Consider the following 23,333-nt stretch of genomic DNA (forward strand, 5'->3'; position numbering starts at 1 on the left):
TTACAAATTTCTTACTTCTTCTTTAAATTGATCTCCTCTGTCTTCATATGATTTAAACAAATCGAAGCTTGCACAAGCCGGTGATAACAAGACCACCTCATCTTTACTAGCTATTTCATAGGATAATTTCACAGCCTTTTCCATTGAATCTGCATCAACAATTGTCTCAACTCTTCCATCAAAAGCTTTATGAATTTTTTCATTATCAATACCTAAGCATACAATTGCCTTCACTTTTTCATCAACCAAATCAAAAAGTACTGAATAATCATTTCCTTTATCAACACCACCAACAATCCAAACTACCGGATCTTCCATACTTTCCAAAGCATACCAGGTTGAATTAATGTTTGTAGCTTTCGAATCATTGATAAATTGAATACCTCGCACTTTCACAATTTTTTCCAATCGGTGATTTACACCCTGAAAATCGCTTAAACTCTCACGTATTGCATCTTTTCTAATGCCTAATACACTTCCGGCAATTCCTGATGCCAATGAATTATATACGTTGTGTATCCCAGGTAATGATAAATCCTTTTTATCCATAGATATTTTGTATTCGTTACAATCAATTGTTAACAATTCGTTCTCAAGCCATCCTCCTACTTTCAGTTCTTCTTTAACTGAAAAAGGAAATAGTTGAGCTTTAGAGTTCCAATTCTCCATTTCTTTGCGAATGATTTCATCATCGCAACAATACACAAAAGCATCACTTTCTGTAAGATTTTGTGCAATGCGAAACTTCGAATCGATATAGTTCTGCATCTTATAATTGTACCGATCTAAATGATCAGGTGTAATATTTAATAATATCGCGATATCCGCTTTAAACAGATACATTCCATCCAATTGAAAACTGCTCAATTCAACCACATAGTAATCAAAATTTTTCTCAGCAACCTGCCAAGCTAAACTTTCGCCAACATTACCAGCCAAACCAACATTTAAACCTGCTTTTTTCAGCATATGATAAAGCATTAAGGTTGTAGTGGTTTTACCATTACTTCCAGTAATGCAAATCATCTTCGCATTAGTGTATCTTCCTGCAAATTCTATTTCTGAGATAACAGGAATGCTTTTTTCCTTCAGCCTAATAATTAAAGGTGCCGTATCTGGAATTCCAGGGCTTTTCACAACCTCGCTAGCCGAAAGGATTTTATCTTCGCTATGTTTTCCCTCCTCGAAATCAATTTTATACTCTTGAAGAGCTTTTTTGTACTTATCACTGATTTTTCCAAGATCAGATACAAACACATCGAATCCTTTTGTCTGAGCAAGAACTGCAGCTCCAACTCCACTCTCGCCTGCTCCTAATATCACAATTCTTCCTGCCATAAACATTAGCGAATTTTAAGTGTTACTATTGTGATTACCGCAAGGAAAATTCCGATAATCCAAAAGCGAGTTACAATTTTTGGCTCTGGATATCCCTTCATTTGATAGTGATGATGCAATGGAGCCATTCTAAATATCCTTCGACCTTCTCCAAATTTCTTCTTGGTATATTTAAACCATGAAACCTGCATCATTACTGAAATATTCTCTACCAAGAAGATTCCACATAAGATAGGAATCAACAATTCTTTATGAATGATAATAGCAAACACTGCAATAATTCCACCCAAAGCCAAACTTCCCGTATCGCCCATGAACACCTGTGCCGGAAATGAATTGTACCACATGAAACCAATGGTAGCTCCAATAAATGCAGCAATAAACACCACCAACTCACCCGAATTTGGGATATACATGATATTCAAATAATCAGCATAAACAACATGCCCAGACACATAAGCCAGAATCCCAAGTGTTGCACCAATAATTGCAGATGAACCAGTTGCTAAACCATCCAATCCATCTGTAATATTTGCTCCATTTGAAACGGCAGTAACAATAAAAATGGTAATAACAATAAATACCAACCATGCCAATTTAGGTGCATGCTCCCCTGCAAAGCTTACCAGATATTCATAATCAAACTCATTATTTTTAAAGAATGGGATGGTGGTTTTTGTTGATTTTACATCAGTAGTAAGTCTTGTAACACCAGGTTTCTCCGTAGTAAACCCTTCATCTACCAATTCAGTCTTTACGCCAATATCTTCAATACTAGCCTTTTCACGAATAACAACATCATCGCTCAAATAAAGAGTAAGGCCAACAATTAACCCAAGTCCTATCTGCCCCGCAACCTTGAACCTCCCTTTTAATCCTTCTTTGTCTTTCTTAAAAACTTTAATGTAGTCATCAACAAAACCAATAAAACCAAGCCAAACAGTTGTAATCACCATTAAAATGATATAGGTGTTCTCTAGTTTTGCAAAAAGTAGAACAGGAATCAGAATCGAAATGATAATGATAATTCCTCCCATTGTTGGAGTCCCTTTTTTCTCAAGCTGACCAGCAAGACCCAAATCACGAACGATTTCACCGATTTGTTGTTTTTGAAGTAATAAAATAATTTTCTTCCCAAATACCGTTGATATAAACAAGGACAACATAATTGCCATTGACGCACGAAACGAAATGTAATCGAACATTCCAGCACCTGGAAAATCTAACTGATTTAAATATCTGAACAAATAATAAAACATACCTACAGTTTAAAAATTTCTTGTATTACTTCTTTATCATCAAAATGATGTTTCACTCCTTTTATTTCCTGATAATCCTCGTGACCTTTTCCAGCTACCAGGATGATATCTCCTTTTTGAGCCAACATGCAAGCTGTGCGAATGGCTTCTTTTCTATCGGTAATTGCTAAAACTTTTCTCAAGTCACTTGCATCAACACCTTCTTTCATATCCGAAATAATCTGATCCGGATCTTCCGACCTTGGATTATCCGAGGTCAAAATTACCTTATCACTTAAGTTCGCACTGATTTTTGCCATTATTGGTCGCTTGGTTTTATCTCTATCGCCTCCACACCCAACAACAGTAATCACCTGCTCATTTCTGGTTCGTAATGCTTCTATGGTTTCTAAGACATTTTTCAATGCATCTGGTGTATGTGCATAATCAACAATAGCCATTACTCCTTCCGGAGATATGATGCTCTCAAATCTTCCATCCACTGAAGTCAGTTCACTAATTCCGCGAAGTACTTCTTCCTTATCCTGATTCAACAATCGAGCAGCTGCATAAACAGCCAACAGGTTATGAGCATTGAAATCTCCAATAAAATTGGTCCATGTTTCAACACCATCGATCTCCAACAACATTCCAGTAAAATGCTTTTCCAAAATCTTACATCTAAAATCTGCGAAAGAACGAGATGAATACAAAAACTTATATGCTTTTGTATTTTGCAGCATTAACTTACCGTTCTTATCATCAGCATTTGTTATGGCAAAGGATGTTTTACCTAAATCATCAAAAAAGCGCTTCTTCACTTTCAAGTACGCATCAAATGTTTTGTGATAATCCAAATGATCATGGGTAATATTGGTAAATATTCCTCCTTTATATTGCAATGCACCAATGCGTTTTTGATCGATTGCATGTGAGCTTACTTCCATAAAACAGAATTCACACCCTTCAGCAACCATATCTGCAAGTAATGCATTTAATTGTAATGGATCTGGAGTGGTATGAGTAGCTACAATCTCTTTCTCATCTACATAGTTTCTTACCGTTGATAACAATCCCACTTTGTACCCTAACTTTTTGAAAAGTCGATACAACAATGTTGCAATTGTTGTTTTCCCATTTGTACCTGTTACACCAACCAGTTGAATATCATGTGTTGGTTTTCCATAGTAATTATGTGCCAATTCAGACAACACAGCCAATGAATCTTCTACAATGATATAGGTAGTTTCAGAATTTGTAACTTCTGGTAATTCTTCACAAACAATAACTTTTGCACCTTTCTCTTCCACTGATGCAATATACTGGTGTCCATCACTCACTGTTCCTCTGCAAGCTACAAAAAGATCTCCTTCCTCAACCTTTCGGGAATCAAAATGAATGTTGTTGATTTCAACATCACTCATCCCTTTTAGGCTTTCTATTTTAACCGAACTAAACAGTTCATTTATCTTCACACTCATATCTTATTCTTTAAGATAAATCTATCGTTATTTCATCTCCTGAATGGAAATTGCTACCAGGACGCAAAGATTGCTTGGAAACTGAACCAACTCCACGAACATGAACTCTCAACCCTGCATTTTCCAATATATACAATGCGTCTTGCACGCCCATTCCTTTTACATTTGGAACCAAAAAGCTTTTCACTCTTCTGTATTTATATTCAATCACAGAATCTTTACGAGATGTAACCACCCATTCCGTTTGAATTTCCTGATTTGTAATGTCAATATTTAAATCATTAAAAACCAAATCTAAATCCTCTTTGCTTCCATTTAACGAAACAGGTACTTTTGGCTCTTCATCATCTTCATTTTCTCTTTCGGGATGCATTGAATAACTCATCGCATACACCTTATCTGCAATTGATTTAAAAACTGGTCCCGCCACTTGGTTCCCATAAAATCCTTTGGTCTTATTCGGACGATTAATTACTACAATGCAAGAATACATTGGATCATCGGCAGGAAAATAGCCCACGAATGAAGCCTGATAAACCTTATGACCGTAACCTTTTTTACCATCTGCAATTTGCGCTGTACCAGTTTTTCCAGCTATTTTATAACTTGAATTCCTCAAGTTTCGAGCAGTACCCCTTAAAACTACACCTTCCAGCATATTTTGGACGGTTTCCAATGTTTGCCCTGAACAAATCTTGGATTTCAAAACTTCATCATCAAACTTTGAAATTACCTCTCCATGATATCTAATCTCCTTCACAAATTTTGGTTTCATCATTTTACCATCATTTGCAATTGCATTGTAAAAAGTCAATGTCTGCAAAGGCGTTTGATGAATCGAATATCCTATTGACATCCAAGGCAATGAAATTCCGGACCAGGTTGGATCATCAGGATACTTAATTTTTGGTGCACCTTCACCTCTAATTTCTAATCCAAGAGGTTCATTTAGTCGAAAATCGTACAAACGATTAATAAATTCTCTTGGTTTATTTTTATAGTGTTCATCTACCAATCTTGAAATCCCAACATTAGAAGATTTTTCGAAAGCTTCCTGAACGGTTATCTTACCATATCCTCCGTAATGTGAATCCCTCATTTTAGCATTGTAGAAACTATAAATTCCATTACCCGTATCAACCGAATCCATCGGACCAACATAACCATCCTCCAACAAAGCCATCATAGATGCTAACTTAAAGGTTGAACCTGGTTCGGTTGCCTCCCCAATGGCATAGTTATACATCTCACTATACACATTTTTCTTTTCATCATACCCAATATTGGCAATGGCCTTAATGGCTCCTGTCTTTACCTCCATTAAAATTGCTGATCCATGATGCGCATTATATTTCACCAATTGATGATACAAGGCCGATTCTGCCACATCTTGATAATTTACATCAATGGTTGTAATCAGATCATTTCCATCCTTGGGTTCCACCATGTTTACAGGCAACCACCTGCCCGACATTTTTTGCATGATACTCACCCCATCAACACCTTTAAGCTCACTCTCAAAAGCACCTTCCATACCAACTCTTCCGATCAGCTCATCATTTTCTTCTTTATTAAGGTAACCAATTGTTCTTGTAGCTAAATTTCTATGAGGCTGCCTTCTGATATTTTCCTGTTCACAAATTAAACCGCCTTTGTTTTGACCTAATCGGAACAACGGAAAGTTTCTAATCACCTTAAGTTCGTTGTAATTCACCTTACGGCGATTTATTAAAACATATCGGTTAGACTTTTTCTTATATTTTGAATTCCATAGAAAACGGCGGTACTCATTTTTCGATTTATCTTTGAAAAATTGCGACAGGCAAAGCGCCAAAGAATCAACCTTTGATTTAAAAGCTTCGTCGGTTAATCCGGAAGCTCTAAAATCCATTCTCAACTGATAGTATGGCAAGGAAGTTGCCAAAAGACGTCCATCTTCAGCACATATATCACCTCGATTGGCATGCACGGTTACATCACGTTGTGAGATCTTTTGAGCTTTTCCTCTCCAGTAATCTCCCTCGAACAATTGTAAAGTCACAACGCGTCCTACAATCATTAATGCAAAAAGCATTACAACTGCATACACCAAACCAACTCGCCATATGATATCCTTTTTTATTGGCACTATTTATCGATGTAAATTTTTACAGGAGGCTCTGTTGATTCAATCAAGCCCAAACCTTCCTTTTGAACTCGTTTTAAGACCTCCGACTGTTTACTCATATACATTAAATCCGAAGCCGTTGTAATCGACTCGAATCTTAAATCTTTCAATTCCTTTTCAAGGCTAACCATATCTCTATAAACCTTTTCTGATTTATATCGATTACTGATATAGAAGATACCAAGAACAACCAAAAAAAGCACAAATGGCAATTGCTGAACAACTGCCGATTTAGTCAAAATACTACCATCAATAAAATCCTTTACCGAAGCACTGGAGATTTCCTTTTGCTCCTTGGTAGGACTCACAAAATCGTTGTATTTCTTTCTAAACCTGAACATGCTATTATAAATTTGGTTTTGCAATTCTTAGTTTGGCACTTCTTGCCCTTCCATTTCTTTCAATTTCTTCTTCAGTAGGCAGAATTACCTTTCTGTTTACACTCTTCAATGGCGTTTGAACATTTCCAAAAAAATCTTTCTCTGCTCCTCCTTCAAACTTTCCATCTCGAATGTAATTTTTAACCAAGCGATCCTCTAACGAGTGATATGTTATTACCACCAATCTACCTTCCGGCTTCAACACATCAGCACATTGTTCCAACATTTCTTTAAGAACATCCATCTCCTTGTTCACTTCAATTCTTAATGCCTGAAAAACCTGGGCCAAATATTTATGATCTTTAAACTTTGGCACACATGGAGAGATCACTTCTTTAAACTGCTGTATGGTTTCAAAATTGTTCTCCTTTCGATAATTTTCAATCAACTTCACCAACTTTCCAGGATTTTTCACCTCTCCATACATTTTGAAAATTTTAAACAAATCTTCAACATCGTAATTATTTAGAATATCGGCTGCAGTAAAATCAGAACTCTGGTTCATTCTCATATCCAAATCTCCATCGAAACGAAATGAAAATCCACGTTCCGCCACATCAAATTCGTGAGAAGAAACTCCTAAGTCAGCCAGAATTCCATCAATCTTCTCATACCCCAGATACTTTACAAAGTTTTTGAAGTATCTGAAATTATGACGTACGAAAATAAATTTTTCATCATCTGGTACATTGGCTTCAGCATCTTCATCCTGGTCAAAACCAATCAATTTTCCAGTAGTTAAATGCTTCAAAATCTCTCTTGAATGACCACCTCCTCCAAAGGTTAAATCCACATAGATTCCCTCAGGGTTGATATTCAATCCTTCAATACATTCATCCAACAAAACTGGTATATGATATTCACTCATTTTTAATCTTTTAATCACTATTTAAATCAAGTGCGAAGAAAACCAATGTTTTTCTCAAAATCAATTATAAATCAGGATTAATACTCCCTCCTAAAATTTCATTAGCCAGACTGCTAAAATCATCGTCCGACAATGCTGGTTTTTCATAGGATTCGGTATCCCAAATTTCAATTTTATCATCCTGTCCAGCCAAGGTTATATCCTTTTTGAAGCCAGCAAAATCAAAAAACTTCTTGGGAATTAAAATCCTTCCATTACTATCAACAAGAACCTCAGCCGTACCCCTATAAAATTCACGCATAAAGGCTGCATGTCTTTTATTAAAGGTATTTACTCTGGCTCTAACCATCTCAATTTGTCTTTCCCATTCTTTCATCGGATACAAATCAAGACATTTATCATGCAGATTTTTTCTAAGCACACAACGATTCTCAGAATCTCCATTTAGGAGCTTCCGAAACGCTGAAGGCAACAAAACTCGTCCTTTTGCGTCCAACTTACACTGATAATCACCTATGAATGTTTGCATTAAAAAAATCAATTTACAATTGTAAAATTAGAGAAAAAAACTCCCACTTTCAACCACATACTCCCACTTTTATTGTATTGTTGATAACTTTTCTGTATTGTAACAATTATTTATTCTTCAGGATGTTCTATTATGTCCTTAAAATTGGACTAACAATGCAATAAATTTGCGATATTTGCTGGTCTAAATAATCTATGCTAAACTTTTATGGAAAGTAATTCAGATAATTATTTGAAAATTGATGTCGAAAAAGTATTTGCAAGCAAAAGCGAAAAGCTAGCAAAACTTCTTCCTGGTTTCATTGTAAGATATTTAAAACGAATTATTCATCAGGATGAGATCAACGATTTCCTATCTAGAAACTATCAAAAACATGGAATTGAATTTGCAGATAGTGTTTTGGAGGAACTTGATATCAAATTCAAAGTTGAAGGACTTGAAAACATCGATAAGAACGGAAGGTATTTATTTGCTTCCAACCACCCACTTGGAGGACCAGATGGAATTATTCTAATAAGCATTTTTGGGAAAGAATTTGGAAATATAAGGTTTTTAGTAAATGATATCCTAATGAATATCAAAAACCTGACTGATGTATTTATTCCAATAAACAAACACGGGGGACAAGCCAAAAATGCTGCAATTCTACTGGAGAATGCATATCAATCCGAAGCTACAATTCTAACATTTCCTGCCGGTTTGGTCTCACGAAAACAGAAGGGAAAAATTGAAGATTTAGAATGGAAGAAGAGTTTTATCTCAAAAGCAATAAAACACAAAAGAGATATTGTACCCATTTACATGGATGGTAGAAACTCCAACTTTTTCTACAATTTAGCCAATCTGAGAAAGTTCTTTGGATTAAAATCTAATTTGGAAATGTTATATTTGCCGAATGAACTGTTTAAGCAAAGAGGTAAAACTTTCACTGTTAGAATTGGAAGACCTGTTTCTTATAAAACTTTTGACAAGAGCTTATCGTATGATAAGTGGGCTGAAAAAATGAAAAAAGAAACTTACAAACTTGCAGACCACTAAATGCTAAAATTACTTTGATCAAAAATTAAATAATATTCGTATTATCTGATTCGATTAGTGATTAATTTCATTGCCCATTAAAACCAAAAATAAAATCATCCTGTATGGGATTAACACCACTTTAAAATGAAAGAAATTATACCCCCTGTACCTAGAGAACTGCTTGAAAAAGAGCTGACAGAAGAGAGATTTGTGCGCAAGACCAACAAGGGGTCTAATGAAATCTATTGCTTTACTCATCATGATTCGCCTAACTTAATGAAGGAAGTAGGCCGATTAAGAGAAATTACTTTTAGAAAAGCTGGTGGTGGAACTGGTAAAGAGATTGATATCGATAAATTCGACATCGATGAAAAACCATACCACCAATTAATTGTTTGGGATCCAAAAGCCAAGGAAATTTTGGGTGGTTACCGTTATATTTTATGTAGCGAAGCTCCTGTTGATGAAAATGGAGAGACTTACTTGGCAACATCAAGACTTTTTAACTTCTCAGATGATTTTAAAAAGAACTATATGCCACACATGATTGAACTTGGCCGTTCTTTTGTTCAACCTGATTATCAATCAATAAAGAAAGGCAGAAAAAGCTTATATGCTTTAGATAATTTATGGGATGGACTTGGTGCTTTAATCGTTGATTACCCTGAGATTAAATATTTCTTTGGAAAAGTAACCATGTATCCTCACTTCAATAGAGATGCAAGAAATCACATTCTTTATTTCATGAACAAGATGTTTAATGATGTAGAAAAATTGGCTTGGCCAACCACTCCGCTTCAAACAAACATGGATGAAGATCAATTGGCTAAAGATTTTTGCGGTGAAACATTCGATGAGAATTATAAAATTCTATCACAAAACGTTCGAAAGAACGGTGAAAATATTCCTCCACTTATCAATGCTTACATGGGCTTATCGCCAACAATGAAATGCTTTGGTACGGCAGTAAACACTCATTTTGGTGATGTGGAAGAAACAGGGATAATGATTACCATTGCAGATGTTTACGAAAACAAAAAAGATAGACATATTTCATCTTACTTGTCGTTTCTGAACATCAAATTCCCAAAGAAACCAAATCTTAAAATATTCAAGAAAAAATAAAGCTTAATGCTTATAAAATAAGAAAGCCGATCAAAAAATGATCGGCTTTTCTATTTCATATTAAAACCTTATTAATAAGATCTTTTATCGTTTCCTTCTACGTAGTTAATGAATGAAGTATTCACAACTTTATTTCCACCTGGAGTTGGATAGTTTCCAGTAAAATACCAGTCTCCATTATTTTCTGGACATGCCTCATGAAGGTTTTCTACTGATTGATACACAATTTGTACTTCAGCATTCATACCTTCAGGAGTAAGTAATTCTGCAATTTTTGCTGAAATTTCCTCTGCTGTAAACGGTTTGTAAATTTCTTTCACGTAATTGACAATCTCTTCTTTTGGAAGATTTTGTTGAGCCTTACACTTTTTATAAGTCTCTTCAATAACATGCTCCATTCCACGCTCCTTAAGCATTGCAATGGTTGCGTTAAAGGCAATGAACTCACCCATTCTAGTCATATCAATACCATAACAATCTGGATATCGAATTTGCGGAGCTGAGGAAACAATGACAATCTTTTTAGGATGCAAACGGTCTAAAATTCTTAAAATACTTTTCTTAAGTGTTGTACCACGAACAATAGAGTCATCAATCACAACAAGATTATCTTCTTGATTCTTCACAACTCCATAAGTAACATCATAAACATGACCAACCAAATCATCTCTTCCTTCGTCGTTAGTGATGAAAGTTCTAAGTTTGACATCCTTAATTGCAATCTTCTCAACTCGAGGCTCTACTGAAATAATTTCTTGTAATTTCTCCTCAGTCCAATTGTCATTTAAGTCATGAATCTGCTGTTTCTTTTTCTCCATCAGATTCTGGCGTACACCTTCCATCATACCATAAAAGGCAGTTTCTGCTGTGTTTGGAATAAAAGAAAATACAGTATTTGCGATATCATTATCTACTGAATCTAGAATTGCAGGAGTCAACAATTGCCCCAATTTCTTTCGTTCTAAATAAATATCCTTATCGCTACCTCTTGAGAAATAAATTCTTTCGAACGAGCAAGATCTTCTTTTCTGAGGAATACGAATCGGCACCTCTTCTACTTTACCATCTTTCTTGATAATAACCGCGTTACCAGGAGTAATTTCCTTAATAGTATTAGCGCGGACATTAAATGTTGTTTGAATTACTGGCCTTTCCGAGGCAACTACAACAACTTCATCATCCTGGTAATAAAATGCCGGACGAATTCCCCATGGATCGCGCATTACAAACGAATCGCCATGACCAAACATACCTCCAACTGCATAGCCACCGTCCCAAGATCTACTTGCACTTGAAAGAACTTTTTGAATATCAATGCTTTCTTCAATTAAAGGAGAAATCTCTCTATTTGAATATCCATCATTTTTATACTGACGGAACAACATTTGATTTTCTTCATCCAAGTAGTGACCTACTTTTTCTAAAATGGTAACCGTATCAGTATAATCCTTAGGATGCTGTCCCAAATCAACCAAAAGGTTAAAAAGCTCATCAACATTGGTAAGATTAAAATTTCCTGCCAATACTAAATTTCTCGACTTCCAATTGTTTTCACGCATTACAGGATGAACAAAATCAATACTGTTACGTCCAAAGGTTCCGTATCTCAGATGTCCCAAATACAATTCACTTGCAAAAGGTAAATTTTTCTTTGCCCATACAGGATCTTTAAAATTTTCAGGATTATTCTTTTCTTCCCCACGCAATCTTCCATAAATGTTTTCGAAAACTTCCTTAATGGGTTGGTTGCCACACGATCTTTCTCTGGAAATATACTTTTCTCCAGGAGACTGATCTAACTTTAAACCAACAACACCTGCACCTTCCTGTCCTCTATTGTGTTGTTTTTCCATCAACAAATAAAGCTTTTGAATACCATATTGCCAGGATCCATATTTTTCCTTATAGTATTCAAGAGGTTTAAGCAGTCGGATCATTGCTATCCCGCACTCATGCTTTAATTGGTCACTCATTCTTTTATTCTTAAATGGTTATTTAGTATGTTTTTTCTATTCTACATTGTCGTTAATAATTAACTCAGTCTCTTTTTCCAATGGTTCCATTTCTGAAAACATTATCTCTGTTTTCACCGGATAACAATTTGGGTAAAATTCAGAACATGCCTTATACAACTCAATTGATTCAAGTTTTGTTCTAAAATTTCCTACTCGAACCCTAAAATCAGGAGCTGTATACACGACATAAGCTCTTTCATCAGGAAAGAGTTCTAAAAACTCTTCTTTTATTTTGAAAGCTTTTTCTCTATCGGTACTACCTCCAAAAAAAATCTGAATTCTATATCCCGTGAAACTTTGTTTCTGAGAATTTATTATACTATCGGTTGCAAGCAATTGATCAATTCGTTCATCTTGAAGAATATTAACTACTCCAACTGAATCATTCTTTTTTTCAATGTTTTCATAATTCTGAGCATTTGCAGAACCTCCAATCAACATGAAAACAAAAACTGCTATAAACCAACAAAACTGCATATTTGTATCTTTAAAATTTATAAATAGCCTCTACTCTAAATCTGATAACCAAATTTCTATTTCCAATTAGGAACAGAAAGAATTGGCACTTCTGATTTATTCACCATTTGCTCTGCATATGATCCAAAAAACATGCTAAAAGTTGTTTCGGCCTGTTCGGTCATAATGGCTATTAAATCAGCATTTACCTCTCTTGCATACTCAAGAGCCGTTGTGGTATTATTATCTCCTTTACGGATATCTTTGACCACTTCTATATTTTTCTCTTTCAAATATTCTTCTGCTTGTCTCATATAGTGTTCAATCTTTCCAACAATTGCAGTGTCGGATGATTCATGAACACCTAGAATATGAACTTTTGCTTTACAAGCTTCAGCCAATTCAGCCACATAAGGAATTTTCTTTCTGGTTTCATTACTGGCATCAAATGGCATTAAAATCGTATTCACTTCGCTCTTCGACAATTCTTCCCGAACCGTAACCACAGGACAAGTTGCATTGCTTACGACCTTAAAAGCATTGCTTCCAATAAAAAACTCTTCAAAGCCCGAAGCACCAAAAGCTCCCATCACAATCAAGTAACAATCACCATACTTTGCCTGATTAACGATCTCTCGGTAAACACTACCAGTTCTTATTTTAAAATCAAAAACTCCATTCTCTACATGGTACGCAGGCGAATGAAGTTCTATCAGTTTTTCAAAATATTCTTGAACGGTATGCACTATTTGATCCTCAAATTCATTGAAGTGAAATGGAATCTCAAATTTTTTTGATTTTTTCACATGAATCATTCTCAAATCCGTACCGAGATTGTTTGCTAAACCAAGTGCAAACTTTAAAGCCTTGAGCGAATCACCCGAAAAATCTATTGGAACCAAAATACGTTTCATCTGTTTACAATTTTCTTTTAGGTAAGATGGAACTTACCATTCTTAAATAATTATTCTCGCATAAGAGTTAACAATTATTTACTCACGGACGTTACATCTTTCATAGTTTTTCAATATTCTGTGATACAAATACAGTTCCCAATGTCAATTTACATAAACAAAATTGGCAACCACGAGAGAATTCATTTCTAAACCCACTCAATATCAAGACCTTTTAAAAAGCTGAATTTGCGGGATAAAAATACACAAAATTATTTAGCAACAAACACAATTTTAAATCCAAGACATTCTAAAAAAAGAACAAAATGAATTCGAGAAGAATAAATACCAACACTATTAAATTTACAAATTTATCAGAGAATAAAGGACATCTATTTTTCTAACTCAAACACAATTAATTCCTAAGCAATAAAGTCTTTATAACAATTCTAAATGATCGTATTCTGCCTTGTTAATCAATTGAGATAATGTACCTTTGCCCGAAATTTTAAACTGAGGATATCAGAATGAGCGAAATGAGCAAGAAATTGTTTTTGGAGACTTACGGATGCCAAATGAATGTGGCAGACAGTGAAGTGGTTGCTGCAATTATGCAACACGATGGATTTGAAATTACCAAAACAAGAGAAGAAGCAGATGTAATTCTAGTCAATACATGTTCGGTGCGCGAAAATGCAGAACAAAGAGTTCGAGGACGAGTTCAGGGATTTTCGGAACTAAAGAAAAAGAACCCTAAACTTTTGGTAGGTGTTATTGGCTGCATGGCAGAACGTTTGGGTGATAAACTTTTTGAACAAGAGAAAAATGTAAATATTGTAGTTGGTCCGGATGCTTATATGGATTTGCCAATGTTGGTAAAAAAAGCAGAAAATGGAGAAAAAGCCATCAATATTGAATTGTCGCTAACCGAAACCTACAAAGATATTTGTCCTTCAAGAATCGATGAAACTGCTATTTCAGGATTCGTTTCAATCATGCGTGGTTGCAATAATTTCTGCACCTATTGTATTGTTCCTTACACAAGAGGTAGAGAGAGAAGCCGTAACCCTGAAAGCATTGTAAAAGAGGTAAGAGATTTGGCTGAAAAAGGTTACAAAGAAGTTACCTTACTCGGACAAAACGTAAACTCATTCAAATTTAAAAACTCAGTTTCAGAAATCAATTTTCCTGAATTATTGGAAATGGTTGCCAAAGCAGAACCTAACATGAGAATTCGTTTTGCAACTTCACATCCAAAAGATATGAGTGATGACACTTTAAAAGTAATTGCGAAGTATCCAAATATCTGTAAACACATCCACTTGCCAGTACAATCAGGTAGTGATTCCGTACTAAAAGATATGCGCAGAAAATATACTCGTGAATGGTACATGAACAGAATTGAAGCCATTCGTGAAATTGTACCAGACTGTGGTATTTCTACTGATATTTTCTGTGGCTTCCACAACGAAAGTGAAGAAGATTTTAAGCAAACTCTGGATCTAATGAAATGGGCAAAATACGATTTGGCTTTCATGTTTAAATACTCTGAAAGACCAGGAACATTTGCCTATAAAAATCTTGATGATAACATTCCTGAAGATGTAAAAAGTGAGCGTCTAACTCAAATGATTGAACTTCAAAATCAATTATCATTAGAAAGCAATCAAAAAGATATTGGACAAGTTTTCGAAGTTTTAGTTGAAGGTGTTTCTAAGAAATCAGAAGAAGAGTTGTTTGGACGAAGCTCACAAAACAAAGTAATTGTATTCCCAAGAAAGGATTATAAAGTTGGTGATTTTGTTCAAGTAAAAGTTACCGATTGTACTCAAGCAACATTAAGAGGAGAATCTGTATAATTCCATTGAGCCATGCAAAATGTATGGCTCATTTTTTATTCTTAAATTTATTTTAAAACTTCTATAATGAAAATCTCTATCCGTCCAGAAAATAAAAATGACTACTCTACAATATCAATGGTAAATGATATGGCTTTTGGTCAGGAAACAGAAGGCATGTTGATAGAGAAACTTCGCAAGAATAAAAAGTTTATAAAAGATTTATCCTTAGTAGCCTGCATGGGCAACGAAATTATTGGCCACATTCTTTTCTTTCCAATTACAATTAAGGGCAATAAACAAGAATTCAACACTTTGGCATTAGCGCCAATGTCGGTTATTCCAGAATTGCAAGGTTTGGGAATTGGAAGTCAATTGGTTGAAAAAGGAATAGAAAAAGCAAAAAAGCTGGGACACAAATCCGTAATCGTGCTAGGTCACGAAAATTACTATCCAAAATTTGGTTTTAAACCTGCTGCTACATTTAATATCAAGGCCCCGTTTGATGTTCCTGAAAATGCATTTATGGCTTTGGAAATGGTCAAAGATGCTTTGTCAACAGTTGAAGGAACCGTTGAATATCCAAAAGAATTTGATGAAGTTTAACAACTTCAGTTCTTGCCAATAGAGAATGAATCTTTCATTCCAACAAGATCTACCAATTCAATAACATCATCAGATAAGTTCGCTAAAGAAAACAATTGCTCGTTGGCTCTGGCTAGCTCAGCAATGGCTTTTAATGCCGAAAATCCCTGAGAATCAATAAAGCTTACCCCATTCAAATCCAGCACAACTTGTTTTCCTGATTTTTCAATAAAATCAATGATTTCTTTCTTCACCATTTCCGAAATCATACTATTAATTCTGCGTGTTCCTTCTAAAGATGCGATTACAGATTGTTCTTGTATCCGAAAATTAAACATTGCAATTCTAATTGATTTATAGCTATATAGTATCAAACAAAGAAAACGGAAATTCTTTAAAATCCAATTTTAAGATTCTAATTTAAAGTTGATCCGATTCCAATAGCATAGTACGATACCGAACATGATTTTGTTCACATTCGAACAACTTTTTTTTTTCTGAACAAGATTCCAGACAATAATTTCCCTAATAATCATGTTATTATATTTTTTGGTATAATATCTGATAAGAATGCTTTGTCAAAAATAATCAAGTCACAATTTAGAGTTTTTAAACTAGACCAATTCGTTATGATTAAAAAACTGTTTTTTCTTACAACCTTTTTAATTGCGCTAGCAAAAAGTTTACTCGGAATGGATACACCTTTATGGCTTAGGTATCCGGCAATCTCTCCAAATGGTGAAACCATTGTTTTCGAATACGGTGGTGATCTGTTTACTGTTTCAGCTGAAGGTGGTGTTGCATATCCACTAACTACGAACACTGCATACGATTATAAACCAGTATGGTCACCTGATGGTTCTACCATTGCTTTTGCATCAAACAGGTTTGGGAATTTTGACATTTACAAAGTTGCCGTTAATGGAGGTACTCCTGAAAGACTAACATTTTATTCTGGTAGCGAATCTCCATCTTCTTTTACTCCTGATGGCAAGCACATTTTATTCTCAGCATTAATTAGCGATGATACTAAAAATGTAATGTTCCCTTCTGGTGCTTTATCTGAACTTTATCGTGTACCAAGCACTGGAGGAAAAATATCTCAAATTCTTACCACTCCAGCTTTAGATGCTAAATACAGTAACAATATGGAATATATCCTATATCACGACAGTAAAGGATATGAAAATCACTGGAGAAAGCATCATACATCTGCTGTAACAAGAGACATTTGGTTGTACAATACCAAAACACAAAAACATAGCATGTTCTCTGAATTTAATGGAGAGGATTTGTATCCGGTTTTTAGTGCTGATAACAATGAAATTTACTATTTATCCGAAAAATCAGGTAGTTTTAATGTTTGGAAAGCTCCTGTTAATAATAAATCTGAACTGACTCAAGTATCTAATTTTGATAAGCACCCAGTTCGATTCCTAAGCATTTCAAACAATGATAAACTTTGTTATTCCTATAATGGGGAAATTTACACTCAGGAAAAAGGCAAAGATCCAGTTAAACTTAAAGTAAGTTTAGCTACAGATAATAAAGAAAATGCCATTAGTTTCGAAAGATTGAGTAACGGAGCCAGAGAAATGAGTGTATCTCCTAATGGTAAAGAAGTTGCTTTTATAGTTAGAGGCGAAGTGTTTGTAACCTCTGTAGAATATGGAACTACCAAAAGAATTACCAATACTCCTGAACAGGAAAGATCAGTTAGCTTTAGTCCTGATGGCAAAGCATTATTATATGCATCGGAACGAAATGGAAGCTGGAACTTATATCAAACCAAATTGGTTCGTGAGGGAGAAACTCAATTCTCAAATGCAACTACACTAAAAGAAGAAGCAATTTTAGAAACTCCTGCGGAAACTTTCCAACCTAAATTCTCACCTGATGGAAAAGAGGTAGCTTTCCTTGAAGAAAGAGTAATTCTTAAAGTGATTAATCTTGAAACGAAGAAAGTTCGCGAGATTTTAGGCAAAAAATACAATTATTCATACTCTGATGGTGACCAACATTACGATTGGTCGAACGATGGAAAATGGTTTTTAGTTGACTTTTATCCTCATACTATCTTTATGCCAGATGTAGGAATTGTAGATGCTCAAGGCAATGGCAAGATGATCAATATTACCGAAAGTGGTTACAGCGATTCAAATGCCAAATGGTCACTTAAAGGCAATGCAATGATTTGGTTCACCGACCGCAGAGGATATCGCTCTCATGGAAGCTGGGGTTCTCAATCAGATGTTTACATTCAGTTCTTTAATCAGAAAGCATTAGATGATTTCAAACTTTCAAAAGAAGAGAAGGAATTAGTTAAAGAGGAAGAAAAGGCGAAAAAGGAAAGTAATAAAGAAGACGAATCTGATAAAAAAGACAAAAAAGATAAGAAAGACAAAAAAGATAAGAAGGATGATGAAAAAACTCCACTTGACATTGAATTCTCAGGAATGGAGGATCGTCAGATTTGTCTTACCATAAATCCTTCGAACCTATCGGATGCAATTTTAACTCCTGATGGAAAAAAATTATTCTACCTAAGTAAATTCGAAGATGGATATGACCTTTGGGTTAACGATTTGGAAGAAAAATCGACTAAAAAAGTACTTGATCTGAAAGGTGGTGGTGGAGCCATGCAGTTCGATAAAGATGCGAAGAATTTATTCTTAATGTCAGGAAGAAGTATTATCAAGGTAGACGTTGCTTCGAATAAGCGCAGTAACATCAGCTACTCTGCCGAGATGTACCTTGATAAGTCAAAGGAAAGAGAATATATGTTCAATCATGTTTGGACAACCATGAAGAAAAAATTCTACGATCCGGAGATGCATCAGCTAGACTGGGACTTCTACAAATCAGAATACGAAAAGTTTTTACCACATATCAATAACAACTATGATTTTGCAGAAATGCTAAGCGAATTGTTAGGTGAATTAAATGCTTCGCATACAGGTTCTGGTTATCGTCATAGCTCAAGTAATTCTGATAATACAGCAAAACTTGGCGCATTCTATGATTGGAAATATGAAGGTGATGGACTAAGAATCGCTGAAATTCTGGAAAAAGGGCCTTTAAATCAGGCTGATTCTAAAATTAAGCCAGGTGTAATCATCGAAAAAATTGATGGTATTGCAATCACAAAAGATAAAAGTCACTACCCATTGCTAAATCACAAAGCAGGTAAAAAGGTATTATTGAGCTTATACAGCCCTTATACAAAAGAGCGCTGGGAAGAAGTAGTAAAGCCTGTTTCAAGTGTTAGTACATTGCTTTACGAACGCTGGGTAAAAAGCCGTCAAGAAGAGGTTAAACGTTTATCTGATGGTAAAATAGGATATGTTCACGTTAAAGGTATGAACTCTCCAAGTTATCGTAAAGTCTACTCAGAGATGTTGGGTAAATATGGTACTTGCGATGCAATTATCGTTGACACCAGATTTAACGGCGGAGGCTGGTTACACGATGATCTTGTTACCTTATTAAGTGGTCAAGTCTATTCAACTTTATCCCCACGAGGACAAGACTTTGGTAAAGAGCCAATGTTCAAATGGAAGAAACCATCTGCAGTATTAACAGGTGAAGGAAATTACTCTGATGCATGTGCATTCCCATACGCATACCAAACTTTAAAAATTGGTAAGTTAATTGGTATGCCTGTGCCAGGTACAATGACAGCTGTTTGGTGGGAAACTTTACAAGACAAAAGCTTGTATTTTGGAATGCCTATGGTAGGTGTAAAAGACATGAAAGGAAAATATATCGAAAACCAACAAATTGAACCTGACATTAAAGTTCGTAACGATTACGAAATGGTAATTCAAGGACGTGATCAGCAACTTGAAAAGGCTGTGGAACATTTGCTTGAAGAGATTAAAAAGAATAATTAGTCTGTGTAGTCAAGATACCCCGAAAAGCACGGCTCACATTGGGTTAGTGCTTTCGGGAAATCTTAATTGCCTGCAAAGAATTAAGAGGCAAAGCTCATTACTTCTCATTTCACCTCAAATGAATTGAGCTTTGTCCTCGCTTTAAATGAACAACAACAAATATACCTCCTTCCAGAACTTTGGAAGAGTCTGTTCCTCCCTCCTCTTCAACACATTGAACAGACAAAATAAAGCCGAAAATTGCAAAGCATAGGGGCACTGCAATTTTCGGCTTTTTATTAATTATTTTCACTGAAAGAAGTACCCAAGCTTGTTGAAGCAAGTGTCATTTCGTAACAAAACTCAAAAACAAATAATGAGTAGATATTGACTTATGCATTGGTAAATCTTAAAAATGGAACAGCACCTCTTAAAATTGAACACACATCATTTACTTGAACAGGTAAATGGATCGTAATAGTTACATTATACTCCTCGCCGAAGATTTATACTTTTCTCGACGACAACAATTACACTCTTCGTCGACGTTTGTGATATTTCTCGTCGAGAAATATTACTTGATCCATACCTAGGTGTTGTAAGAAATAATAAACCAACTTTTGCAGGGAACTGTATCAAAAGATATTTAGCTTGTAAAATTGGCATTAAACTTTTCTGTCGATACAATTGTTTATAGCTAAGTAGTTTTCAAAATGCAATAATATAAGTACCTTAAAGTCAATCTTAAGAATCATATATGAATACCATGCAAAATATCGATGGTCGTTACCTCTACTTCGCCTTTTTAGCCGGTGCCAATAAGTTGATAAAAAACTTAAATGAACTAAATCGAATTAACGTTTATCCTGTTGCCGATAAGGATACAGGCAGCAATATGGCATCAACCATGAGATCAGTAATGGATCGTATTTCGCCCAATGTTTCCTACAAATTCATGGTCGATCAGATAGCAGAAGCAGCACAGGTAGGCGCTAGAGGGAATTCAGGAATCATCATGGCTCAGTTCCTATACGGATTAAGCAGTGAAACATCAGAAAAAAAGAGCATCAGCTTCTTAGAATTTGTCGAAAGTGTTCAATCTTCTATTCCATACATCTATGAATCGATTGGTACACCAGTTGAAGGAACCATGCTCACGGTAATCAAAGACTGGTCGGAATTTCTCTATTCGAAACGAAAACAACTGGAACAGTTCAAGCAAGTTCTGAATGAATCCATGCAAGTATTGGAAACATCGCTTAAAAGAACTACTGATCAGCTGGCAGTTTTAAAAAAGCACAACATTGTAGATGCGGGAGCCAAAGGTTTTGTGGTATTTATTGAGGGTGTTATGGATTTTGTAAACCATGGCATTATAGATAGAATAAAATCACCTAATTTCATTCCTTCTGCCTCCGCTGCCATTGATCATTTGGAAGATATCAATTATAGATATTGCACTGAAGCCATCCTTAAAAATTCTTCCATTGCCTTAAAGGAAATCAAAGAAATTTTAAATAAAAATGGCGATTCTATTGTAATTACCGGAGGGAAAAACTCTTGCAGAGTTCATGTTCACACCAACAATCCATCTGAACTCTTTCATCAATTAGAAAACTTTGCCACCATCAATTCTCCAAAGGTTGATGATATGCTAAGGCAGAGTGAAATCAGCAAAAATCAAAAATGGAAAATTGGGATTGTAAGTGATTCCACCTGCGATCTACCTCAGAAAATCATCGATTCTTACCAGGTGAATATAATGCCTTTGCATCTCTCCTTTGGTGATAGTCAATATCTCGATGGGATAACCCTTAAAGCCAGAGAGTTTTATGAGCTTTTAGATAAATCGGAACACTTTCCTAAAACCTCTCAAATCAATGAATATAGTTTCTTAAACACCTATTCTCAGATGGCTCAAAATTACGATGCCATCATCTCCATTCATTTATCTGAGAAATTCAGCGGCACCTTCCGCAGTGCACAAAAAGCTGCCGAAAGAGTACAAAAAGAACTAAATATTCCCATTCATGTAATCAATTCACGTAATGTATCTGGTGGATTAGGCCTTGCTGTCCTGCGTATCGCGAAAGCGATTGAGGAAGGAGAAAATATTGATGCAATTCTTTCCCAGGTAGATTCATGGCTGAACAAAACCAAGATATTTGTGAGTGTAAAGAGTTTAACTGCCATGATTAAAGGAGGTCGTGTTCCTCCTGCAGTGGGAAAAATTGCAATGTTTCTGAGAATTAATCCAATTGTATCCCTAAACGAGTTGGGAGAATCTAAACTATTTGGACAAGCCATTGGTCAGAAAGCCAATATCAATAAAGTCATTAAGCATGTTATGAACCTGAAGAAAGATCAAAAAATCTGGAACTATATCATCCTGCACGCCAATAATCATGAGGTAGCCAAAAAATATGGCGATCGTTTGAATGTTCTCTTAGGCAAAGCTCCTGTTGAAATCATTAATATCTCCCCGGTAATTGGAATGAATGCTGGAAAGGGCACTGTGGCGGTTGCACTTCAGTTTGAATAAAAAGAAAGATAATTATTATTGACTGTAAAGATGACATTAATGCCGTCTCTACAAAAATATCATTACAATTATTAACAACTCCACCTGTATGAGACTCTCAAGTTAATGACTACTGAAAATTAAATGGTTGGAATAAAACATTTTTTATTATTCGCTTGTTTTAGGATTGAACCGTAAGTATAGAAATTATGAATTTATATTTCAATGCAAGCATCCTAATTATCGTATTGGTAACATTACTATGGATGTATAGTGTATACATTAAAAATGCCAGTATCGTTGATATTTTCTGGGGATTCGGATTTGTTGTTATTGCTACTTATCTATTTTTTACAGCCGAATCTCAATCGCTGCGCCAAATCATTTTATTTACATTAGTTTCTCTTTGGGGATTGCGTCTTACCATCCATTTATTCATTCGGAATGCAGGTAAACCCGAAGATTTCAGATATCAAAAATTCAGGAAAGATTACGGGGAACACCGCTACTGGTGGTTCAGTTATTTTCAGGTTTTCCTTTTACAGGGAGTATTAATGTTAATGATTGCCTCTCCTTTGTTTGGTGCTTATATTGCTGAAGAAGATACTCCTTTAAATGTGTTTGATTTTGTGGCTATGGCAGTCTGGATTGTCGGAATCAGTTTTGAAGCAGGTGGTGATTACCAATTGACCAAATTTAGAAAACAAAGAAAAAGCAAGGATGAAGTCCTCTCATCAGGTTTCTGGAAATATACCAGGCATCCCAATTATTTTGGTGATGCAGCCGTGTGGTGGAGTTATGCGCTCTTTGCCATTGCAGCCCAACAATACTGGTTTGTTTTAGGTTCCCTGTTAATGACTTACCTCATCATTAAAATATCGGGTATTGCCATGTTGGAAAGAACACTTACAAGCGATAAACCTGCATACAAGGCTTATGTAGAAAGAACCAGTGCCTTTTTCCCATGGTTTCCTAAAAAGCAAGTGCAATAAATCAAAATGGTTTAT

18 protein-coding genes are annotated in these 23,333 nt (G+C 35.3%); 7 read left to right on the forward strand and 11 right to left on the reverse strand.

Features of this window, described 5'->3' with window-relative positions; all coding sequences use genetic code 11:
- The 7 genes from murD to mraZ all read right to left on the reverse strand — a co-directional run bounded on the left by murD (window position 1) and on the right by mraZ (window position 8,001).
- Window positions 1-1,338 carry a UDP-N-acetylmuramoyl-L-alanine--D-glutamate ligase gene (gene murD / locus JCM15579_RS08780; protein ID WP_054719002.1) on the reverse strand — a complete coding sequence of 446 codons (1,338 nt, stop codon included), beginning with the start codon at window positions 1,336-1,338 and terminating at the stop codon, window positions 1-3.
- 5 nt (window positions 1,339-1,343) lie between these two features.
- Window positions 1,344-2,597 carry a phospho-N-acetylmuramoyl-pentapeptide-transferase gene (gene mraY / locus JCM15579_RS08785; protein ID WP_054718753.1) on the reverse strand — a complete coding sequence of 418 codons (1,254 nt, stop codon included), beginning with the start codon at window positions 2,595-2,597 and terminating at the stop codon, window positions 1,344-1,346.
- A 2-nt stretch (window positions 2,598-2,599) separates the two neighbouring features.
- The gene (locus JCM15579_RS08790) at window positions 2,600-4,057 is read right to left on the reverse strand and encodes a UDP-N-acetylmuramoyl-L-alanyl-D-glutamate--2,6-diaminopimelate ligase (protein WP_054718756.1); all 1,458 of its coding nucleotides are present in this window, start codon (window positions 4,055-4,057) and stop codon (window positions 2,600-2,602) included.
- Between the two features lie 10 nt (window positions 4,058-4,067).
- On the reverse strand, window positions 4,068-6,185 hold the full coding sequence (locus tag JCM15579_RS08795) for a PASTA domain-containing penicillin-binding protein (RefSeq protein WP_054718759.1): 2,118 nt from the start codon (window positions 6,183-6,185) through the stop codon (window positions 4,068-4,070).
- A complete protein-coding gene (locus JCM15579_RS08800; protein ID WP_054719005.1) occupies window positions 6,185-6,565 on the reverse strand; it encodes an FtsL-like putative cell division protein in 381 nt (126 codons plus the stop codon). The genes JCM15579_RS08795 and JCM15579_RS08800 overlap by 1 nt, the downstream gene beginning before the upstream one ends.
- Window positions 6,566-6,569: 4 nt before the next feature.
- On the reverse strand, window positions 6,570-7,472 hold the full coding sequence (gene rsmH, locus JCM15579_RS08805; RefSeq protein ID WP_054718762.1) for a 16S rRNA (cytosine(1402)-N(4))-methyltransferase RsmH: 903 nt from the start codon (window positions 7,470-7,472) through the stop codon (window positions 6,570-6,572).
- A gap of 64 nt (window positions 7,473-7,536) precedes the next feature.
- Window positions 7,537-8,001, reverse strand: coding sequence for a division/cell wall cluster transcriptional repressor MraZ (mraZ, locus tag JCM15579_RS08810; protein ID WP_054718765.1), 465 nt, complete (start codon window positions 7,999-8,001; stop codon window positions 7,537-7,539).
- A gap of 207 nt (window positions 8,002-8,208) precedes the next feature.
- Between mraZ and glsA the strand changes: the two genes are divergently transcribed.
- Window positions 8,209-9,039, forward strand: coding sequence for a lyso-glycine lipid O-acyltransferase GlsA (gene glsA / locus JCM15579_RS08815; protein WP_054718768.1), 831 nt, complete (start codon window positions 8,209-8,211; stop codon window positions 9,037-9,039).
- Window positions 9,040-9,165: 126 nt separating this feature from the next.
- Window positions 9,166-10,146 (forward strand): glycine N(alpha)-acyltransferase GlsB, encoded by a 981-nt coding sequence (gene glsB, locus JCM15579_RS08820; RefSeq protein WP_054718771.1) that lies wholly within the window; start codon window positions 9,166-9,168, stop codon window positions 10,144-10,146.
- Window positions 10,147-10,217: 71 nt separating this feature from the next.
- On the opposite strand, the gene JCM15579_RS08825 is transcribed toward glsB, so the two are convergent.
- From JCM15579_RS08825 to JCM15579_RS08835, 3 genes are read right to left on the reverse strand one after another with little or no spacing between them, the layout of a single operon-like run.
- The gene (locus JCM15579_RS08825) at window positions 10,218-12,119 is read right to left on the reverse strand and encodes an amidophosphoribosyltransferase (RefSeq protein ID WP_054718774.1); all 1,902 of its coding nucleotides are present in this window, start codon (window positions 12,117-12,119) and stop codon (window positions 10,218-10,220) included.
- Between the two features lie 36 nt (window positions 12,120-12,155).
- On the reverse strand, window positions 12,156-12,638 hold the full coding sequence (locus JCM15579_RS08830; RefSeq protein WP_054718777.1) for a hypothetical protein: 483 nt from the start codon (window positions 12,636-12,638) through the stop codon (window positions 12,156-12,158).
- A gap of 56 nt (window positions 12,639-12,694) precedes the next feature.
- Entirely contained in the window at window positions 12,695-13,531 is an 837-nt protein-coding gene (locus JCM15579_RS08835) for a universal stress protein (protein WP_054718782.1), read from the reverse strand.
- 515 nt (window positions 13,532-14,046) lie between these two features.
- On the opposite strand from JCM15579_RS08835, the gene miaB reads away from it, so the two are divergent.
- Both miaB and JCM15579_RS08845 read left to right on the forward strand, forming a co-directional pair.
- A complete protein-coding gene (gene miaB / locus JCM15579_RS08840; RefSeq protein ID WP_083464615.1) occupies window positions 14,047-15,369 on the forward strand; it encodes a tRNA (N6-isopentenyl adenosine(37)-C2)-methylthiotransferase MiaB in 1,323 nt (440 codons plus the stop codon).
- A gap of 66 nt (window positions 15,370-15,435) precedes the next feature.
- Entirely contained in the window at window positions 15,436-15,954 is a 519-nt protein-coding gene (locus tag JCM15579_RS08845) for a GNAT family N-acetyltransferase (RefSeq protein ID WP_054718788.1), read from the forward strand.
- A gap of 5 nt (window positions 15,955-15,959) precedes the next feature.
- On the opposite strand, the gene JCM15579_RS08850 is transcribed toward JCM15579_RS08845, so the two are convergent.
- Entirely contained in the window at window positions 15,960-16,271 is a 312-nt protein-coding gene (locus JCM15579_RS08850; protein WP_083464610.1) for an STAS domain-containing protein, read from the reverse strand.
- 354 nt (window positions 16,272-16,625) lie between these two features.
- On the opposite strand from JCM15579_RS08850, the gene JCM15579_RS08855 reads away from it, so the two are divergent.
- The 3 genes from JCM15579_RS08855 (at window position 16,626) to JCM15579_RS08870 (ending at window position 23,318) form a co-directional block, all read left to right on the forward strand.
- A complete protein-coding gene (locus JCM15579_RS08855; protein ID WP_218186114.1) occupies window positions 16,626-19,826 on the forward strand; it encodes a S41 family peptidase in 3,201 nt (1,066 codons plus the stop codon).
- Window positions 19,827-20,562: 736 nt separating this feature from the next.
- Entirely contained in the window at window positions 20,563-22,347 is a 1,785-nt protein-coding gene (locus JCM15579_RS08865; protein ID WP_054718795.1) for a DegV family protein, read from the forward strand.
- A gap of 188 nt (window positions 22,348-22,535) precedes the next feature.
- Complete coding sequence (locus JCM15579_RS08870; RefSeq protein ID WP_054718799.1) at window positions 22,536-23,318, forward strand: DUF1295 domain-containing protein; 783 nt, start codon at window positions 22,536-22,538, stop codon at window positions 23,316-23,318.
- Window positions 23,319-23,333 lie beyond the last annotated feature (15 nt).

The organism is Marinifilum fragile JCM 15579 (assembly GCF_001310955.1).
Lineage (GTDB): Bacteria > Bacteroidota > Bacteroidia > Bacteroidales > Marinifilaceae > Marinifilum > Marinifilum fragile.

Excerpts from the sequence above, each read along its gene's own strand:
- JCM15579_RS08845 (WP_054718788.1), top strand. The coding sequence starts at position 15,436 with ATGAAAATCTCTATCCGTCCAGAAAATAAAAATGACTACTCTACAATA.
- JCM15579_RS08800 (WP_054719005.1), bottom strand. The coding sequence starts at position 6,565 with ATGTTCAGGTTTAGAAAGAAATACAACGATTTTGTGAGTCCTACCAAG.
- miaB (WP_083464615.1), top strand. The coding sequence starts at position 14,047 with ATGAGCAAGAAATTGTTTTTGGAGACTTACGGATGCCAAATGAATGTG.
- JCM15579_RS08870 (WP_054718799.1), top strand. The coding sequence starts at position 22,536 with ATGAATTTATATTTCAATGCAAGCATCCTAATTATCGTATTGGTAACA.
- glsA (WP_054718768.1), top strand. The coding sequence starts at position 8,209 with ATGGAAAGTAATTCAGATAATTATTTGAAAATTGATGTCGAAAAAGTA.
- JCM15579_RS08825 (WP_054718774.1), bottom strand. The coding sequence starts at position 12,119 with ATGAGTGACCAATTAAAGCATGAGTGCGGGATAGCAATGATCCGACTG.
- JCM15579_RS08865 (WP_054718795.1), top strand. The coding sequence starts at position 20,563 with ATGAATACCATGCAAAATATCGATGGTCGTTACCTCTACTTCGCCTTT.
- JCM15579_RS08790 (WP_054718756.1), bottom strand. The coding sequence starts at position 4,057 with ATGAGTGTGAAGATAAATGAACTGTTTAGTTCGGTTAAAATAGAAAGC.
- JCM15579_RS08830 (WP_054718777.1), bottom strand. The coding sequence starts at position 12,638 with ATGCAGTTTTGTTGGTTTATAGCAGTTTTTGTTTTCATGTTGATTGGA.
- JCM15579_RS08835 (WP_054718782.1), bottom strand. The coding sequence starts at position 13,531 with ATGAAACGTATTTTGGTTCCAATAGATTTTTCGGGTGATTCGCTCAAG.
- glsB (WP_054718771.1), top strand. The coding sequence starts at position 9,166 with ATGAAAGAAATTATACCCCCTGTACCTAGAGAACTGCTTGAAAAAGAG.
- mraZ (WP_054718765.1), bottom strand. The coding sequence starts at position 8,001 with ATGCAAACATTCATAGGTGATTATCAGTGTAAGTTGGACGCAAAAGGA.
- JCM15579_RS08850 (WP_083464610.1), bottom strand. The coding sequence starts at position 16,271 with ATGTTTAATTTTCGGATACAAGAACAATCTGTAATCGCATCTTTAGAA.
- mraY (WP_054718753.1), bottom strand. The coding sequence starts at position 2,597 with ATGTTTTATTATTTGTTCAGATATTTAAATCAGTTAGATTTTCCAGGT.
- rsmH (WP_054718762.1), bottom strand. The coding sequence starts at position 7,472 with ATGAGTGAATATCATATACCAGTTTTGTTGGATGAATGTATTGAAGGA.
- murD (WP_054719002.1), bottom strand. The coding sequence starts at position 1,338 with ATGGCAGGAAGAATTGTGATATTAGGAGCAGGCGAGAGTGGAGTTGGA.
- JCM15579_RS08855 (WP_218186114.1), top strand. The coding sequence starts at position 16,626 with ATGGATACACCTTTATGGCTTAGGTATCCGGCAATCTCTCCAAATGGT.